Annotated in this window: 16 protein-coding genes; 5 read left to right on the forward strand and 11 right to left on the reverse strand. The window is 70.1% G+C overall.

Annotated elements, in window-relative coordinates:
• Positions 1-52: 52 nt before the first annotated feature.
• From LVJ59_RS16675 to LVJ59_RS16725, 11 genes are all read right to left on the reverse strand, one after another.
• Entirely contained in the window at positions 53-853 is an 801-nt protein-coding gene (locus tag LVJ59_RS16675; RefSeq protein WP_232763859.1) for an alpha/beta fold hydrolase, read from the reverse strand.
• Between the two features lie 151 nt (positions 854-1,004).
• On the reverse strand, positions 1,005-2,471 hold the full coding sequence (locus LVJ59_RS16680; RefSeq protein WP_047524506.1) for a catalase: 1,467 nt from the start codon (positions 2,469-2,471) through the stop codon (positions 1,005-1,007).
• A 66-nt stretch (positions 2,472-2,537) separates the two neighbouring features.
• Positions 2,538-2,957 carry a Fur family transcriptional regulator gene (locus LVJ59_RS16685; RefSeq protein ID WP_232763860.1) on the reverse strand — a complete coding sequence of 140 codons (420 nt, stop codon included), beginning with the start codon at positions 2,955-2,957 and terminating at the stop codon, positions 2,538-2,540.
• A 59-nt stretch (positions 2,958-3,016) separates the two neighbouring features.
• A complete protein-coding gene (locus LVJ59_RS16690) occupies positions 3,017-5,044 on the reverse strand; it encodes a hypothetical protein (protein WP_232763861.1) in 2,028 nt (675 codons plus the stop codon).
• Positions 5,045-5,048: 4 nt separating this feature from the next.
• Positions 5,049-6,050, reverse strand: coding sequence for a glycoside hydrolase family 130 protein (locus tag LVJ59_RS16695; protein ID WP_232763862.1), 1,002 nt, complete (start codon positions 6,048-6,050; stop codon positions 5,049-5,051).
• Positions 6,051-6,076: 26 nt separating this feature from the next.
• Positions 6,077-6,919: a carbohydrate ABC transporter permease gene (locus LVJ59_RS16700; protein WP_232763863.1), complete on the reverse strand. Its 843-nt coding sequence runs from the start codon at positions 6,917-6,919 to the stop codon at positions 6,077-6,079.
• Complete coding sequence (locus tag LVJ59_RS16705; protein WP_131494437.1) at positions 6,916-7,812, reverse strand: carbohydrate ABC transporter permease; 897 nt, start codon at positions 7,810-7,812, stop codon at positions 6,916-6,918. The genes LVJ59_RS16700 and LVJ59_RS16705 overlap by 4 nt, the downstream gene beginning before the upstream one ends.
• Before the next feature lie 4 nt (positions 7,813-7,816).
• Positions 7,817-9,082, reverse strand: coding sequence for an extracellular solute-binding protein (locus tag LVJ59_RS16710; protein ID WP_134352510.1), 1,266 nt, complete (start codon positions 9,080-9,082; stop codon positions 7,817-7,819).
• A 68-nt stretch (positions 9,083-9,150) separates the two neighbouring features.
• Complete coding sequence (locus LVJ59_RS16715) at positions 9,151-10,155, reverse strand: LacI family DNA-binding transcriptional regulator (protein ID WP_232763864.1); 1,005 nt, start codon at positions 10,153-10,155, stop codon at positions 9,151-9,153.
• Positions 10,156-10,278: 123 nt separating this feature from the next.
• The gene (locus LVJ59_RS16720; RefSeq protein WP_232763865.1) at positions 10,279-11,199 is read right to left on the reverse strand and encodes a J domain-containing protein; all 921 of its coding nucleotides are present in this window, start codon (positions 11,197-11,199) and stop codon (positions 10,279-10,281) included.
• A gap of 69 nt (positions 11,200-11,268) precedes the next feature.
• Entirely contained in the window at positions 11,269-11,922 is a 654-nt protein-coding gene (locus tag LVJ59_RS16725; RefSeq protein ID WP_232763866.1) for a YigZ family protein, read from the reverse strand.
• 115 nt (positions 11,923-12,037) lie between these two features.
• On the opposite strand from LVJ59_RS16725, the gene LVJ59_RS16730 reads away from it, so the two are divergent.
• From LVJ59_RS16730 to LVJ59_RS16750, 5 genes are all read left to right on the forward strand, one after another.
• On the forward strand, positions 12,038-14,167 hold the full coding sequence (locus tag LVJ59_RS16730) for an MMPL family transporter (protein WP_232763867.1): 2,130 nt from the start codon (positions 12,038-12,040) through the stop codon (positions 14,165-14,167).
• A complete protein-coding gene (locus LVJ59_RS16735; protein WP_232763868.1) occupies positions 14,133-15,440 on the forward strand; it encodes a sensor histidine kinase in 1,308 nt (435 codons plus the stop codon). The genes LVJ59_RS16730 and LVJ59_RS16735 overlap by 35 nt, the downstream gene beginning before the upstream one ends.
• Entirely contained in the window at positions 15,437-16,060 is a 624-nt protein-coding gene (locus LVJ59_RS16740; protein WP_047524552.1) for a response regulator transcription factor, read from the forward strand. Before LVJ59_RS16735 ends, LVJ59_RS16740 begins: the two co-directional genes overlap by 4 nt.
• Positions 16,061-16,199: 139 nt before the next feature.
• Positions 16,200-17,672, forward strand: coding sequence for an MATE family efflux transporter (locus LVJ59_RS16745; protein ID WP_131494443.1), 1,473 nt, complete (start codon positions 16,200-16,202; stop codon positions 17,670-17,672).
• A 135-nt stretch (positions 17,673-17,807) separates the two neighbouring features.
• On the forward strand, positions 17,808-18,224 hold the full coding sequence (locus LVJ59_RS16750) for a hypothetical protein (protein ID WP_232763869.1): 417 nt from the start codon (positions 17,808-17,810) through the stop codon (positions 18,222-18,224).
• Positions 18,225-18,227: the final 3 nt, after the last annotated feature.

Consider the following 18,227-nt stretch of genomic DNA (forward strand, 5'->3'; position numbering starts at 1 on the left):
GCCTGCTGACGCCAGCAGGAGGGGGTCTCGGCGGTGGAGGGGGGTTTCGGCGCTATGCCTCGGCGAGGAACGCGACCGCCGCTTCCTTGAAGTTGCGCGAGCCGGGCGCGTTGAAGTGGTTCCGGTTCGGGATCTCGAAGAACTGCCCGTCGGGGGCCGCGGCGGCCAGAGCCCGGGACCCCTCGATGATCGCGTCCTTGGAGCCGGTGGCGAAGAGGATCGGCCGGGTAGGAGCATCCGAAGGATCGGGGTCGATCATGCCCGAGGCCCGCATACCCTCCGCGAGCGCGACCAGCGCCTGCAGGTCGTTGCCGGGAACCCTCTCGGTGAGCGTGATGTAGTTCTGCGTGGTCCGATCCGCGACGGGAGTGCCGTCCGCGATGTAGGCCCGCACCTGCTCGAGGTCGAGCCGGGCGAGGGGGATGCCGTCGGGCACGCCACCCAGCACGGCCCGTCCGATGCGGTGCGGAAGCTCACGGACGACCTCCCATCCCACGCGGGCTCCGAGCGAGTATCCGACGTAGAAGGCGTCGTCGACCAGGTACGTGTCCATCACGGTCTCGACGTCCGTCACGAGGGTGCGGATGCGGTACCCGTCGGGGTCATGCGGCTTCTCGCTGAGGCCGTGCCCGCGCTGGTCGAGTGCCAGTACGCGGTATCCGGAGCCCGTGAGCGCGCGCACCCACCCGGTGAGCACCCAGTTGTCGCGCGCGCTCGAAGCGAAGCCGTGCACGATCACCACGACCGGGGCATCGAGCTCGCCCCAGGTGTAGGTGGCCAGCCGTGTGCCGTCGAGGGCGTACACGTGCTGGGGGTCGGGCATGGAGGTCAGGTCGGAGAGCGGGACGGTCACGCCATCCATTCTGTCCCTCCCCTCCGGCCGACGCCCCCTTTCACCGTCGAGGCCCCCTCCTGCACGCGTGTACAGGAGGGGGCCTCGACGAGCCGCGGGGGCCTCGACCCAAAGGGGAGGGAGGAGGGAGGAGGGGGAAGCGGGAGGGGGGTCAGACCTGCGCGCGCAGCGCCTCACCCAGTCCCGCGTCGACGTTCGTCCAGTACTGGAAGAAGCGCTCACGGATGCCGTCGACCGTGATCGAACGGCCCTGGCCGGTCAGTGTCTCCAGGAACCGGGCCCGCTGCACGTCGTCGAACACCTCGCGGTAGAGCGTGCCGGCCTGGCCGAAGTCGTCGTCCTCGGCGTGCAGCGTCGCGGCGGAGCGGATCAGCTCGCCGTCGGACTCCCAGCTCGCCTCGACGCCTGCCGCCGGATCGGCCTCGGGCCCGCCGGCCGCACCGTAGGAGTTCGGCGTGTAGGTGCGGTGCTCGGCCGGGTTGAACCGGTACTGCATCTGGCCCTCGTGCATGTAGTTGCGCACCTCGGCCGCGTGCGGCTGGTTGACCGGCAGCTGGTTGTAGTTCGCGCCGATGCGGTGGCGCTGCGCGTCGGAGTACGAGAACACCCGTGCCATCAGCATCTTGTCGGGCGAGATCCCCGTGCCGGGCACCTGGTTCCCAGGCGAGAATGCGGCCTGCTCGATCTCGGCGAAGAAGTTCTGCGGGTTGCGGTTCAGCGTGAACGTGCCCACCTTGATGCGCGGGTAGTCCTTCTTCGACCAGGTCTTCGTGAGGTCGAACGGGTTGAACCGGTAGGCCTTGGCCTCGTCGTACGGCATGATCTGCACGTACACGTCCCACGAGGGGTGGTCGCCCCGGCTGATCGCATCGAAGAGGTCACGGCGGTAGTAGTCGGCGTCCGACCCGGCGAGCTTCTCGGCCTCGTCGGCCTCCATGGTCTCGAAGCCCAGGGTGGAGAGGAAGTGGTACTGCACCCAGAAGCGCTCTCCGGCCGCGTTCACCCACTGGTACGTGTGCGAGCCGTAGCCGTTCATGTGCCGCCAGCTGCGCGGGAGGCCCCGGTCGCCCATGAGGTACGTGACCTGGTGGGCGGTCTCGGGCGAGAGCGTCCAGAAGTCCCACTGCATGTCGGCGTCGCGGAGGCCGGAGTCGCCCAGACGCTTCTGCGAGTGGATGAAGTCGGGGAACTTCATCGCGTCGCGCAGGAAGAACGTCGGGGTGTTGTTGCCGACGATGTCGAGGTTGCCCTCGGTCGAGTAGAAGCGCAGCGAGAAGCCGCGCACATCGCGCCAGGTGTCGGGGGAGCCCTGTTCACCGGCCACCGAGGAGAAGCGCAGGAGCGTCTCGCTCTCCGCTCCGGGCTGGAACACGGCTGCACGGGTGTACGCCGACACGTCTTCCGTGACGACGAAGGTGCCGAAGGCGCCGCCGCCCTTGGCGTGCGGGTTGCGCTCCGGCACCCGCTCGCGGTTGAAGGAGGCGAGCTTCTCGACCAGATAGCGGTCGTGCAGGACCGTGGGACCGTCGGCCCCGACCGTCAGGGAGTGCGCGTCGCTGGCGACCGGTGTGCCGGTCTGCGTCGTGGTGGCGGGTTTCGGGGTGGCAGGGTTCGTCATGGTGTTCTCCTTCTGCGCGCAGGCGCGACGAATGACCCATCTGTTGACGGGAGGATCGCCGGGGACCTACGCGGCGTTCTGGCAGCTGGGGCAGACGCCCCAGAAGGTGACTTCGGCTGTCTGGACGGTGAATCCCGCCGCGGAGGACGGGGTGAGACACGGCGCGTCGCCGACCACGCAGTCCACATCGCCGACCGCACCGCAAGAGGTGCAGACGACGTGGTGGTGGTTGTCGCCGATACGCCGCTCGTAGAGCGCCGCGGAACCTGCCGGTTCGATCCGACGGATGAGGCCCGCCGTCGTCAGGTCCGTGAGGATGTTGTGCACCGACTGGATCGACGTGGTCGGGAGCACGACGGACACGGCGCGGTAGAGCCGCTCCGCATCCGTATGGGCCATGGAGTCGAGAGCTTCGAGAACGGCGACGCGGCCCGCGGTCGACCGTAGCCCGGCGCCGTGAAGCACCGAGTCGAATTCTGTCTCCATGTCCCCGAGCCTAGCGCTTCTTTTGAGTGATTCAAAAGAACGGCGTGTCGGCGCCCGATTCAGCGGGTGACGGTGAAGCCTCCGCCGTGAACACGCACCTTCCCGTGACCGGCCGCCGGTCCGCGCTGGCTGCCGTCGGCGTCGTAGGAGCGTCCGGAACCCGGGGCCAGGGGAGCGACCTGCTGCGTGCGACCGGTCGCCTCGGTGTAGAGCACGGCCGGGCGTCCGGTCGTCGTGTACACCGCGCTCGCCACCCGCGGCTGGATCAGAAGCGCGTCGAGCCGGACGTCGCCGCGACTCGTGCACCGCACGGTCACCGGAGCATCCGGCAGGTCGCCGCCGAGCCGTTGCGGTACCAGCATCCCCTCCGCCTCGGTGAGCCCGGGGTCGCCGGTACCTCCGGCGGGTGTCCGTGTCGTCCACAGGCGACGTCGACCGTGGAAGACCTCCCACACCGCCTCGCCTGCCTGCGCGGCCTGACGCCAGACGACACCGTGCAGGACGGCGTCGGCTTCCGTCACGTCGAACTCGACCCACTCGCCCTTCGGCAGGTGCACGAAGGATCCGCCGGACAGGTTCCCCTCGCCGATCCACGCGCCCGTCTCGGGGGTCACGATCGCGGCGCCGGGCGACCGTCGCGCTGCCTCGGCCTCCAGGACCCGCAGCCCCGAGAACGAGGCGAGGCCGGTGATCGAGGTCGCGAGGTCGGCCACATCACGGTTGGCGTCGAGCAGGAGCATCGTGAGCAGCCCGTGGATCGTCGACTCGGCGCCGGAGTTGCGATTCACCCGCCCGTCGGTCTCCACTCCGTCGAAGGTCACGCCCGTCGCCGGGTCGTACACCGGAACCCCCGCCGTGTTTGCGCCGAAGAACCACCCGGCGGCGAGACCCGCGAGCACGCGCAGCCCGTCGCCGCCGACGGCCGCCGCTTGCAGAGCTCCCGCGACGCGGCCGTGGGCACCGTAGGCGATCTGGGCCTCGGCCGGCAGAGGTGCCCAGGCGTTGTGCGGACCCCCGGACGTGAGCACCTGCGGGGTGAAGCGCCCGGCATCCGCGATGGCGGCGGCGGACCACTCCCGCCGCCGGAGCAGCGCCCCGCCGCGGGCCAGCGCCTCGGGTGCCGCGGCACCCCAGGCGTGCCAGAACCCGAGTGAACCGGTCCAGGGCAGGATCGCGCCGAAGGGCCAGCCCTTCGAGGGATCGGTGGCCATCGCGGCGACGCCTTCGCCGTAGGTCTGCAGCGCGGCGCGGCTGCGGGAGTCGCCGACCTCGGCTGCGGCGGCGAGGCCGAGCATGGCTTCGGCCGTCGCATCCGCGCCACCGGCGATCAGCCAGGCGGGCAGCCGGCGGCCGTCGCTCTTCACCCATCGCCCCGCGCGGGAGAGTGACTCGCGGCGCAGCGCATCCAGGCACAGGTGCAACCGCTCGCGGAGGAACGCCGCGAACTCGGGATCCTCGCGACGGAAGGCCGCGTAGCCCTCACCGAACGCCCAGACGCTGCGTGCCAGCCAGTAGGACTCGGCGGAGTCAGACGGATCGGGCAGCTCGACCGGGATCGCGCTCGGGGTCAGCGTGCCGTCCTCCTGTTGCCACAGGACCACGCGCCCGGCGTTCGGCCCCGACGTCGTCTGCAGGAACGCCAGAGAGCGGAGGACGTCCTTCGCCTCGTCGCGGCTCTGCGTGTCGCGCGTCGCCTTCCAGTCGCGGAGGAACACGATCGCCGCGCGCGCGATGTCGTCCGCGTTGTACGCTCCCTGCGACCAGTACCCCGTCGCCGCGTCGAGGGTGCCACCGCCGACCGGGCGGTACCCGCCCGCTCCATCGGTGTCCGCGTAGGTCCAGGGAGCGCGGACCGTCGGCTTCGCCTCGATGCCGAACGTGGTGTGCGTCGCGCTCGCCGTGACCGGGACCTCCGCGAGGAGGAATCGCAGGTGGGCGAGGTTCGTCAGCCTCCGCCGGTGCGGGCCCCCGAGCCGGACAGCCGAGTCGGGCGTCACGGACGCGGCGACGGCCGACTCCGCGGGGACGAGAGCGAGGGCGGACGCCGTCGCCGCAAGGGTCAGGAACGTGCGTCGTGAGGTCTCCACGGCGTCACTCTCCGGCTTCCGTACGCGAGGGGGCATCGGTGTGCAGCGCCCGTCCCCAGGGCTGTGCGGGGTCGTGGATCGCCACAGCGAGAGTCGTGTCGGACTGGCCGTAGTACGCGAACCACTTGCCGTGGAACTTCACCAGCCCCTCCACGAAGGTCACGTTGGAGACGAGTCCGTGCGTGTCCTCGAACGTCTGCGGGCGCAGCCAGGGCTCCTGCAATCGGGCGATGACACGCGTCGGCTCGTCGGGGTCGATCGCGATCTGCCCGCAGCGGTAGTCCACCTCCACCGTGCCGTCGTCGTGCACGGTGCGGGTGGCGCCGTTGGTGAGGAAGAGCAGCAGCCCGTTGTCGGTCACCACGGGAGAGGCGCCGATCTCGACGAGCGCCTCGTCCCAGGTGCCGGGCGTCGGCGAGTACATCGGCTCGGTGTCGGGCATTCCGGGGGTCCAGTGGATCAGATCGTCGCTGGTCGCCCAGTAGATCGCGCCCTCGCCGAAGTACATCCACCACGTGCCGTGCATGCGCTGCGGCACGATGACCCCGGCCTTCGACCAGTTGAATCCGCGCGGGTCCATGGTCTTGAACGTGTCGAAGTCGTCGAACAACGGACCGTGCTTGGTCCAGGTGCGCAGGTCGGTCGAGGTGGCCAGGCACAGCTGCGCGCTGCGGCGATCCCACCCCGTGTAGGTCAGGTAGTACGTGCCGTCGATCAGCGCGATACGCGGATCTTCGCAGCCGTAGCGTTCGTAGTCTTCGGACGGGGACAGGATCGGCGCGTCCTCGCGGGTGAACGTCACCCCGTCCTTCGACCGGGCGATGCCGATGTGGGAGACGATGTCGTCGGCGTGCGCTCGGTAGAGCAGCACGACCTCGTCGCCATCGACGAGAGCCGCCGGGTTGTAGAGGTTGGCCGATTCCCAGCTGTCACCCCGAGGGCGCAGGATCGGGTTGCTCTCGTAGGGCGTGAACGGACCGAGGGGGAAGGAGGCTCCGGTGAACATGGGGCACTTTCTGTCGGGGATGGGGGCTAGCCTTTGACGGCCGCGCCGAGGTCGGTGGCTTTGAAGAAGCGCTGGAAGACGATGAAGAGGATGACGACGGGGAACGCGAGCGCCGTGGCGCCGGCGAGGATCGCGCCGTTCGGGTTGGCCGTCGACTGCGCCACGTTGGAGATGTAGTTGGCGAGGGACACGGCCAGCGGCTGCAGGCTCGCGTCCTTCGTGATGAGGAACGGCCAGAGGAACTCGTTCCAGGGGCCGATGAACGTGACCAGCACGACCGTCACGAGCACGGGGCGGATGAGCGGGATCGCCACCGATGTGAGCAAGCGGATCTCGCCGGCACCGTCGATCCGTGCGGCCTCGAAGATCTCCACCGGCAGCGCCTTGAAGAACTGCACGAAGATGAACACCGCCGTGGTGTTGATCAGGAACGGCAGGATCATGCCCAGATACGAGTCGCCGAGTCCATAGCTGCGGGTGATCTGCACGTAGAGCGGGATCATCAGCAACTGGAACGGCACCATCTGCACGAGCAGCATCAGCACCCAGATCACGCCACGCCCCCGGAAGTCCAGCCGGGCGATCGCATAGCCGGCGAGCAGCCCGAACACGACCGTTCCCAGGAGGACGCCCGCCGTGAAGATCAGCGAGTTGAGCAGCGAACCGACCAGGTCGATGCGCGAGTCGATCGCGACGAAGTTGTCGACCGTCCACCCGCTCGTGGGGAACAGCTCGCTGGGGGAGTTCGTCGGGTTCTCCTGGAACGCCCCCACGATCATGAAGTAGAACGGGAAGGCGAAGCCGATGGCCGCGATCGTGAGCAGGATGATGCTCAGGATGCGGGGCAGTGAACGCTTCTTTCGCATCATCGCTCCCTCGTCACGCGATTGGCCGCCAGCGACAGCATCCCGACGAAGATCACGAGGATCATGCCGATCGCCGCTGCCGTGTCGGGGTTCTGCTGTTGGATGCCCAGCTGGTAGATCAGCAGGACGGGGGTGGTCGAGGCGCCGTCCGGGCCGCCGCCGTTGGTGAGCAGGTACGGCTCGGTGAAGAGGTTGGCTCCGGTGATGATCGAGAGGATCAGCACGAGGGTCGTGGCGCTGCGCACCCCGGGGATCGTGACGTGCCGGAAACGCGAGAACACTCCGGCGCCGTCGGTCTCCGCCGACTCGTAGAGCTCCCTCGGCACGTTCTGCAGGGCCGCCAGGTAGAGCAGGATGTAGAACCCGAGCTGCTTCCAGGTCACGTAGAACGCGATCATCGGCATCGCGAGTCCGCTGTTCACGAGCCACGACGGATCCGGGGCGAGCGGGCCGAGGATGGTGTTGATCAGCCCGTTGCCCGAGAACAGCAGCATCCACACGCCCACGAGGGAGACGCTCGCCGTCAGGTAGGGGACGTAGAACGCGACGCGGTAGGCGGCGACCCAGCGGATGCCGGTGTTGAGCGCCGCGGCGAGGACCAGGGCGAGCACCGCCGTGAGCGGCACGTTGATGACGAGGAAGATCAGGGTGTTGCGGAAGGATCCGAGGACCCGCGGGTCGGTGAGCACCGTGACGAAGTTGTCGAAGCCGACGAACGGGCGGTCGACCTCGGTGCCGGGTGCCGTGAAGAAGTAGTCGTGGAAGGCGATGTAGACGGCGAACGCGAGCGGATACGCGAAGATCGCGATCACGAACACGAAGTACGGCAGCGCGAACAGCCCGCCGACCGGTTGCGCACCCAGCCATCGGGTGCGCAACCGCTTCTTGTCGGTCACGATGTCACTCGGCGACGAGCTCGTCGATCTTCGTCGCCGCATTCCCGAGGAAGTCGTCGATCGACTCCTTGTCGAAGATCACGGCGGAGGAGTACTCGTCGCGGAACGCCTGCCATGCCTCGACGGAGTTCGGGATGCTGGGGACGTCGGCGGTCTTCTCGGCCTGCTCGGCGAACGCCACGTAGTTCGGGTTCGCGGCGAAGTAGTCGCCGTAGGCGTCGGTGAGGCCGGTGCGCATCGGCATCTGGCCCGTCGCCTCGAGCAGCTGTCCGTCGCTCTCCTCACTGGTCGAGAACTTCAGGAACTCCCACGCCGTGCCCTGGTTCTCGCAGGCCGTGAACATCGACACGCTCTTGGAGTCGGCGAAGGTCGTGGGGTTCTCGCGGCCGTCGCTGGTCGGCACGGGCATGAAGCCGACGTCGACGGTGTCGGCGTACGAGGGGATGGCCCAGGGGCCGGCGAGCTGCATGGCGGTGGTGCCGGCCGACATCGCGTCGTCGGTCGACGCCTCGTTCGGCGACAGCTTCTCGTCGTAGAAGGTCTTCCAGAACTCGGAGACCGTGCGCCCGGCGTCCGAGTCGAACGTGGCCTTGCCGTCTTCCACCAGCATCGTGCCGTCCGTCTCGGCCAGGTACAGCGGATAGAAGTCGAACCACGGCTGGTAGAACTCGCTGGTCGGAGCGGGCCAGATGGCGCTCTGCACACCGGAGTCGACGATCGCACGCGAGCCTTCGAGGAAGGAATCGTAGGTGTTCATCTGCGGGTCTTCGGGGTCGATGCCGGCGGCTTCGAAGAGCGCCTTGTTGTACATGACCATCACCGGGTTCGACTTCCAGGGCAGCTGGTAGAAGCTGCCGTCACTGGCATAGGCGTCGACATCGCCGCCGCGCTCGGTGATGTAGTCGGCGCCCCCGTCGATCGCGCTGAGGTCGACGAGGCCTCCCTGCTTGACCCAGCCCGAGACCGCGGCAGGGGCCACGTTGTACACGAGGCAGGGCGCGGTGCCGGCGGTGATCGCGGCGGTGATGGCCTCTTCCGACGACGATCCGGCGGGAATCTCCTGTGCCTTCACCTGCTCGTCGGGATGCTCGGCGTTCCAGGCCTCGACGACGGCGGTGCCCCAGGCGACTTCCTGCTCGTTGTTGGAGAGCCAGATGCTGATGGGGCCGGTGCCGTCGGCGGATCCCTCCCCGCCACCACCTCCGGCCGAGCATCCGGTGGCGACGAGAGCGGTGGCGCCGATCAGGGCGATTGCGCGGAACTTCTTCATGATGTCCTCCTTGACACTGCGGGGTACGGCTGCGTGGCCGTGGGGTGGTGCGGTAGGTGGTGGTGCGGTCAGGCGGGTGCTGCCGACCCGGTGCTCTCCCGGAAGTGCACGACGTTGCAGTCGACGACCTCGGTGCGCGGCGGCGCTCCGATGATCTCCGCCCGCAGGAGCCGGGCGGCGGCGCGGCCCCGGGCGGCGGGATCAGAGGAGACGCTGGTCAACGCCGGCGACAGGTGGGCGGAGAGGTGATCGTCGTCGAATCCGGAGATCGCGAGGTCCTGGGGAATCGAGAGTCCCTGTGCGCGTGCATAGGAGAGGCCGGCGATCGCCATGGTGTCGTTCGAGTAGAGGATCGCGGTCGGCCGGTCGGGCAGGGCGAGGAGCTCGGCGGTGCGGGCGCGCCCGCTCGCGGCCGTGAAGTCGCCCTCGCGGAGCAGCTCGTCGTCGCCGACCGCCTCGACGTACGCCTCGGCGCGTGCCTTCGAGTGCACGTAGTCGAGGGGGCCGGAGACGTGGGCGATGCGTCCGTGCCCGGCGGCGCGGAGGTGTGCGACGAGCTCGCGGATCGGTGCGGCATCGTCGGTGCGCACGCACGAGAGCCCGGTCGGCTGGTCGTAAGCGCCCACCAGCACGGTCGGCAGGCCGAGGTCGTCGAGGAACGGCACGCGCCAGTCGTCGGTACGCAGATCGAGCAGGAGCGCCCCGTCGGCCCTGCCGTGAGTCAGCGTGCGGTACGCCCGTTCCTCGGCGTGGCGGTCGGGGACGACCTGGAGCAGGAGCGCCGTCTCGGTCTCCGCGAGCACCGACTCGACCCCGGCGATGAAGGCCGGGAAGAAGGAGTCGTTCGCGATGACCTCCGGGTCGCGGGCGAGCACCACGGCGATGGCGTTGGCCCGGCGGGTGGCGAGTGCCCGTGCGCTCTGGCTCGGGGCCCAGTCCAGCTTCTCGGCCGCGGCGAGCACCTTCGCCCGCGTCTCCTCGGAGATGGGGCGGTTGCCGCTCAGGGCATGCGAGACCGTGGCCTTCGTGACGCCGGCTTCCCGGGCGACATCGGCGATCGTCGTGCGGCTCATGCCACCTCCTCGTGGACCCGGCACAGAGATGTACAGCGTGAACCGGTTTGATGAGTGTAAACCGGTTTGATTCCGGAAGTCAACGGTCCGGTCGCCTCCGGATCCGCGAGCGGGGCGGCGGGCTCAGACGAAGCGGACGGTCTGCTGCAGGCGCGTCCGGACGTCGAACAGCTCGTTGCCGCCGATCGCGCGCGCGTGCGGCACACCCTGACGCAGCACCATGGCGAGCGCACTGCGGCGCACCACCACGACCGGGACTCCGCGACTGGTGCCCAACGGTGTGACGGCCTGGGCGAGGTCGTCATCGGGCAGCACCATGATGGCGCCGCTGAATCGGACGCGTGCGGCCTTGGCGATCATTCGCATCCGGCGGAGGGCCGCGGTGACGGGCGCCCGCGTGCCGAGGCTCGGTCCGGTGATCTCGCCGCGACGGAAGCCGACGACCCCGCCGAAGTCCTCCGACATCACGCCGTACAGACCCGAGGGGCCGAGGATCACGTGGTCGAGCTTGTCGTCGGCGTCTGCTCCGGCCACGACGTCGTGCCAGACGGTGTAGCCCATGCCGAGGTCGGAGACCGTGCGCGCCGTCGCCTCTTCCGCGAGGGCATCGGCGAGAAGGCGGCGCACGTCACGCGGTGCCGAGCGCACCAGGGCGGGGTCGTAGGGGTCGGGCACGTCGACGCCGCGGCCCGCCCATTCGCGGATGAGCGCCAGGTAGCGCTCCCGGCGCCAGCCTCCGGGGTGGCCGTAGGCACGGGCGCGCGGACGCGTGTCGGTGCGAGCAGCCGGCGGTCGCCATCCGCTCCACTCGGCACCGGCATCGTGGGTCACGCCGGTTCGGCGGTCGTAGGCGGCGCGGCTCTCGACGGTGCCGACCAGTTCCCACGCGCGCTGCACCTGGATGAAGACAGCGGCGTCGCCGCCCGTGTCCGGATGGGTCTGCCGGAGGCGCAGGCGGTAGGCGCGGCGCAACCCGTCCTCATCGATCGAGGGGTCGACGCCGAGGACCTCATAGGCCGACGCCGAGAGCGGACTGTCGAACATCGCTCTCCCTCCGCGACCGCGGCATCCAGGATATCCACCCGACTGGCTTCCTTCGCGATTCGAAGGGGGTCAGGCGGGCACGTCGACGATGCGCTCGACGCCGAGCACCGGGACGACAGCTCCCGCGGACGCGGCGGCCAGATCGTCGGTGAGTCGAGGGAGCTCCGTCTGCGGGGCCCACAGCTCGAGCGTGGCCGTCGCGGCATACGTCGGTTCACCGAGCGTCGCGCCGTGATGAGCCGCCCACTCGCGCAGCAGGTTGTCGTAGCGACCCGCGTCGGCGTGCGGCACCTCGTGCGTCACCTGCCGCAGCGCTGCCCTGCGCACGAGGGCCGCCTGGTCGAGGGTCTCCGACACCGCGGAGGAGTATGCGCGCACGAGCCCTCCCGCCCCGAGCTTCACCCCGCCGAAGTACCGCGTCACCACGGCGACCACGTCGGTCAGGCCACGCCGACGCAGCACTTCCAGCATCGGGATCCCGGCCGTGCCCGAGGGCTCCCCGTCATCCGACGACCGGGCCTGATCGCCGAGCAGGCCGGTGACCATCGCGGTGCAGTTGTGGTTCGCGTCCCAGGCCCTCTTGCGGATCCCCGCGATCACCGCCTCCGCCTGCTCGACCGAGGTCACGGGCTCGACGTGCGTGAGGAAGCGCGACTTGCGGACGACCGTCTCGTGCGCGACCGCCGCGGCGATGGTGGCGGGATAGCTGCGGGCGGAGGTCACCCGCCTCACGATACCCAGGCCGGCATTCCGCCCGGAGCGGATCCATCGAAGGGTGGATACCCGTCTCCGCCCCGCGCGCGATCCACGGGGGAGTCGCGGCGGCTGGACTGGATCCATGCTCCGCACCCTCCGTTCCCTCCCCCTGTGGCTCACCTCCCGTCGCGGCGCGTGGGTCTCCCTGCTGATCGCGGTGGTCGCCTTCACCGCCCTCCTCGGTGCGCTCGGACGGGCGTCGCTCCCCGCCGGCACCGACGTCGCCCCGCCCGACTCGGAATCCGCACAGGCGGCGATGCTCGCCGAACAGTTCCCCGACGCGGACGAGCACACGGTGCTGCTGGTCGCGGCCCGTGACGACGGCGGGGAGCTCCGCGACGCCGACCTCACCGCCCTCGGTGCCCTCGCGGCTGACGTCGAGGAGGAGACCGGACACGAACCGCGCGGTCCGATCGTCAGCGACGACGGCGAGGCCGCAGCGATCCAGGCGACGCTGACGCTCGACGGCGGTGATGATGCCGCCGCGGAGGCCGTGCACGCTCTGCGCGACACGGTGGCGGCGCATCCGATCGACGGGGTCGGTGTGCAGGTCACCGGTGGTCCCGCGTTCGGTGTGGACGTCGCCTCCGCGTTCGACGGCGCCGACTTCACCTTGCTGATCGTGACCCTCGGGATCGTCGCACTGCTGCTCATCGTCACCTATCGCTCACCCGTGCTCTGGATGATCCCGCTCGTCGTCGTCGCGCTGGCCGATCAGCTGGCGAACAAGGCGACCGCCGCGATCGGCGCCGGGCTCGGTCTGCAGTTCGACTCCGGCATCGTCAGCGTGCTCGTGTTCGGAGCCGGGACGAACTACGCCCTCCTGCTCATCTCGCGCTATCGCGAAGAGCTCGCCCGTGAGGCCGATCACCGCCGCGCCCTGGTAGCCGCGTGGCGGGCCACCGCTCCGGCGATCGTCGCCTCGAACGTCACCGTGGTCCTTGCGCTGTCGACGCTGGCCCTCGCCGTGATCCCGGGCACGCGGGGGCTCGGCATCGCCTCGGCCGTCGGACTCCTGATCGCGCTCGCCGCCGTGCTGCTGGTGCTCCCGCCGGCGCTCGCCGTGTGCGGTCGTCGGCTCTTCTGGCCGTTCGCGCCGCGCGTGGGCGACACCGCCGTCACGGGGCGCGTGTGGGGCGTGGTGGCACAGCGCGTGTCCCGTCGCCCGTGGGTGCCGCTGGTCGGCGGCCTCGCGCTCCTCGGTGTCCTCGCCGGCGGTCTGGCCGGGGCGTCCGTCGGGCTCACCCAGGTCGAGAAGTTCCGGGTCGCGTCGGAGTCCGCCGCGGGGCTGACGACGCTCGGGGATCACTTCCCCGCGGGCGAGGCGCAGCCGATGGTCGTGATCGGGGGGACGGCGGAGGCCGAGGCACTGGCCGCGGCGATCGACGACGTGCCGGGTGTGCTGCGGGTGTCGGCCACGGGCGACAGCAGCGACGGCGCGCTCACCCGTCTGCTCGTCGTCGGAAAGCCGGCACCGGGCACGACCGAGAGCCTCGATCTGGTCCGTGGCGTGCGAGAGGCCGCGGCGTCGGTGCCGGCGGCGGATGCCGCGGTCGGGGGGCCCGTCGCCGCAGATCTCGACGCGCGCGACGGCAATCAGCGCGATCTGCTGCTCATCGTCCCGCTCGTGCTCGCGGTCAGTCTGCTCGTGCTCATCGTGCTGCTGCGTTCCCTGGTGGCACCGGTGCTGCTGCTCGCGGTCAACATCCTCAGCGCGGTCGCGGCGATCGGTGCGGGCACGTGGCTGAGCCGGGTCGTGTTCGGATGGGAGTCGCTCGACCTGCAGGTGCCGCTGCTGTCGTTCCTGTTCCTCGTGGCGCTCGGGATCGACTACACGATCTTCCTCGTCCATCGCGCCAGGATCGAGGCGCAGACGGTCGGGACGCGGCAGGGGATGGTGCGGGCGGTCACGGCGACGGGTGGGGTGATCACCAGCGCCGGAGTCGTGCTCGCGGCGGTGTTCGCGGCGCTCGGGTTGCTGCCCCTGGTCACGCTCGGACAGATCGGGCTCATCGTCGGGATTGGGGTGCTCGTCGACACCTTCGTCGTGCGCACCCTGGTGGTCCCCGCGTTGTTCGCCCTCGTCGGCGAGCGGATGTGGTGGCCGGGGAAGGTCGGGGGTGCCGGATCCCGCGCCGATCGACACGGAGACCGCCCGCGCGGGGGAGAATACGAGGATGCCGCAGTCGCCGTCCCCGCAGACGCGGGCTGAGCGTCCCGGCCGCGTCGACCCCGCGGCAGGGATCCGCGCGCCGCGCACGTGGGCGAGCCTGGTCGGGTCGATCCGGATCGGCCAGGCCGTCATCACGGTCGTGCTGGTCGCGATCGGCGCCTGGCGTGCGGCCGCCGACGGCGTCCCGCTGCCGTGGGTGCTCGCCCTCTCGCTCGTCTTCCTCGGCTGGTACGGCGGCGGCCTGCTGCTGGGCGAGCGGACCTCCGACCGTCGTCTGGCGACCTGGTGGCTGCTCGGGCTGACGCTCATCTGGCTCGGTGCGGTCGTGGTCTCTCCGGAGTTCGTGTGGCTCGCGTTCCCGCTGTGGCTGCTCGCCGGCTTCGTGATGCGCCTGCGGTGGGCGCTGCTGCTGAGCGTGGTGGTGCTCGCCGTCGTGGTCACCGCCCCGCTGCTGCACACCGGCACCACGACCTACGCGAACGTGATCGGTCCTCTCGTCGGCGGTGTCTTCGCGCTGGGGATCTCCCGCGGGTACCTCGAGCTCGTGCGTGACGGCCGGGAAAGGCGTCGACTGATCGCGTCTCTCGTCGCGACGCAGGAGGAGATGGCGGCCCTGCAGGACGAGCTCGCCCGTACCCAGCGCGAGTCGGGGGCGAGCGCGGAACGCACCCGGGTCTCTCGCGACATCCACGACACGGTCGCGCAGAGCGTGTCCTCGATCGGGATGCTGGCACGGTCGGCGCTGGAGGCGGATGATCCGGCACAGCGCACCCGCGCGCTCGAACAGATCGGTGCGCTCGCCACGGAGGGGATGGCGGACGCGCGGCGCATCGTGAACGCGCTGATGCCTGCCGAACTCGAGTCCACCGCGCTCGGCGACGCGCTCGCCCGCATGCTCGCACGACTGGCCGAAGAGACCGGGATCGAGGGGACGCTGAACGCCGACGACGACCTCCCGGCGCTCGGCATCGACGCGGAGGTCGCCCTGTTGCGGACGGCGCAGTCCGCTCTCGCGAACGTCCGGTCCCATGCCGGGGCCTCTCGCGTCGTGGTCACCCTGGCCGACGCCGGTGACGCGGTGCGGCTCGACATCGTCGATGACGGAGTCGGCTTCGACGCCCGGCACTGGGACACGCAGGGCGGAATCGGCAGCCGGGGCGGGGGCTACGGGCTGCGGTCGATGCGCGCGCGGCTGCGGGAACTCGGCGGAGGGCTCGACGTGGAGAGCGCCCCGGGCGATGGCACCGCGCTGTCGGCCCATGTGCCGCTCGGTGGAACAGCGCCGTCGCAGCGGACGGAGGGCACGGCATGACCGCCGTACGCGTGCTGCTCGTCGACGACCATCCCATCGTCCGGGCCGGAGTGCGCTCGCTGTTCGACCATCGTGACGACGTCGAGGTGGTCGGGGAGTCCGCCTCCGGCGAGGAGGCGGTGGCTCTCGCGCGACACCTGCATCCGGACGTCGTGCTCTGCGATCTGCGGCTCGGTGATGGCATGGACGGTGTGCAGACGACGGCCGCGCTCCGCGGGCTGGATCCGGCGCCCGCCGTCCTCATCCTGACCACGTTCGACCGTGACGCCGAGATCCTCGGGGCGATCGAAGCCGGCGCATCCGGGTACCTGCTGAAGGATGTGGCACCCGAAGACATCGTTCGCGCGATCCGTCAGGCGGCCGCCGGAGGGCTCGTGCTCACCCCGGAACTCAGCGAAAGGGTCGTGCAGGTCATGCGCGCACCGCGGGTGCGGCTGACCGAACGTGAGCTGGCGGTGCTCCGGCTGCTCGACACGGGCGCCTCGAACCGCGAGATCGCGAAGACCCTGTTCGTGACGGAGGCCACCGTGAAGACGCACCTCGTGCACGTGTTCGAGAAGCTCGGCGCCGACAGTCGTGCCCGCGCCATCGCCATCGCCCGCGACACCGGTCTGCTCTGAGCCTTCCGGCATCTCCAGCTCTTCCTGGCCTTGCGCAAGCGGCTGCTCCCGGCGAAGTCCGCCTGACCCCGCCCTCGAATCGATTCGATATGCTGGTGTGCACCCCGATCCATCCCCCAGTTCTGCGAGCCGCTCCTTCATGGCCACCTCCCTCACCACGGGCCGTCCGTGGCGCGTCATCCTTGCCTTCTCCATCCCCCTCCTGCTCGGCAATGTGGTCCAGCAGCTCTACCAGTTCGCCGACGCGATCGTCGTCGGCAGGCACCTCGGCGTCACCTCGCTCGCCGCAGTGGGTGCAACCGGCAGCCTGCTGTTCCTGCTCCTCGGGTTCGCCTGGGGTCTGACGAGTGGATTCGCGATCCCGATCGCGCAGGCGTTCGGCGCGCGTGACGATGCCGCCGTACGCCGCTCCGTCGCGACGGGTGTGTTCCTCAGCGCCATCACCAGTGTGATCCTCACGGTCGCGGCGCCGCTGCTCGCCGGTCCCATCCTGGCGCTGCTGCAGACACCGGCCGAGCTCATGCCCGAAGCCACGACCTTCACGCAGATCAGCTTCCTGGGCGCCAGCGCGACCATGTTCTTCAACTACCTCTCGGCGATCATCCGCGCCATCGGCGACTCCAAGACGCCCCTGGTCTTCCTCACCATCGCCTGTGCGTTGAACGTCGGACTCGTCGTCCTGATGGTCGGCCCGCTCGGATGGGGTGTGGGCGGAGCCGCCCTCGCGACCGTCGTGGCGCAGGCCGTCTCGGTGGCGCTGTGTCTCGAGTTCGTGCGCCGCCGCCTGCCCATGCTGCACCTCCGCCGTGCCGACTGGCGCATCGGGCGGGACGACATCGCCGAGCACCTGCGCCTCGGCCTGCCGATGGGCTTCCAGGCCTCGATCATCGCGATCGGCACGCTCACCGTGCAGGTGGCGTTGAACACCCTCGGAGCTGATGCCGTCGCCGCGTACACGACGGGATCCCGGGTCGACAGTCTCGCGGTCGCGCTGCTCTCCTCGCTCGGCCTCGCGGTCTCGATGTACGTGGCGCAGAACCACGGCGGACGTCGGCCCGATCGCATCCGTCGTGGTGTCGTCGAAGCGACGTGGATGGCGGTCGGCGCCGGCGTGGTGCTCGGCGTGCTGCTGATCGCCTTCGGCGCGCCGATGGTGCGCCTGTTCATCGGAGAGGGATCCGACGACGTCGTCGACATGGCGCATCGGATGCTGATCATCAACGGCTGCGGCTATTGGGCGCTCGGCATGCTGTTCGTGCTGCGCGGCGCGCTCCAGGGCCTCGGCCACACACTCGTGCCCACCGTGACCGGCGTGATCGAGTTGGTGATGCGCGTCGGGGCAGCCATCGTCCTCGGAGCCTGGATCGGGTTCGACGGCGTCGCCCTGAGCAATCCGCTCGCCTGGGTGGGGGCGATCGTGCTGCTGGTGCCCGCCTACATCCGCGCGCACCGGGCGCTCGCGCATCTCCCGGTCGCGCCTGCCGAGGCGACCGAGACCTCGGCGATCGCGATCGTCGGACCGACCGACGGCTCGATGGTCGTGGACGCCGTCGTCACCCAGCCCGTGCGCGTGGTGCGTGCCCGCCGGCTGCGGTGGCCGAGTCGGCGCTGAGGGTCCGCCACGCCGCCTTCGCGCCAGCGAGATATCCGTCTGCAGGATGATGTGGATCGGACTTGAGACGGATGGCCTTTCCGAGACACACTTCTAGTGTCGAGGTAGCGGGATTTCCGCTGACGGGGGGTCGTCATGACGACAATGAGAGTGGCCAGCGATCTGGCTGCGGTGATGGTGCCGATCGGTTATGTGGGCGCGGCGATCGCCGCCGCCTGTGCGATCGTGGCGGCGGTCGCGGTGATCCGCGGGTCCGGAGGGCTCGCCGGGGGAGCCGTGGGGGTGTGGATCGTCGGTGCGCTGCTGAGCGTCACGGCGTCGTTCGCCCAGGAATGGACGCCGTTGATCCTTTCGGGAGCGGCGCTGGTCGGGATGCTGGTGATCGGCGGTGTCGTGCGGGCCATCATGACCGCGGCCGGTGCCGGACGGCCGGCGCGTGAGACGGATGAGGCATTGCCCGCAGCCGTGCCGGTGTCGAGGCCCGCGGTCGGGTCCAAAACGGCGCGCGTGGTGACGTCACCGACGACCGCGTCGATCGCGGTGGTCCCCTGAGCG

Origin of the sequence: Microbacterium sp. KKR3/1, from assembly GCF_021272365.1 — a bacterium.
Classification (GTDB): Bacteria; Actinomycetota; Actinomycetes; order Actinomycetales; family Microbacteriaceae; genus Microbacterium; species Microbacterium aurugineum.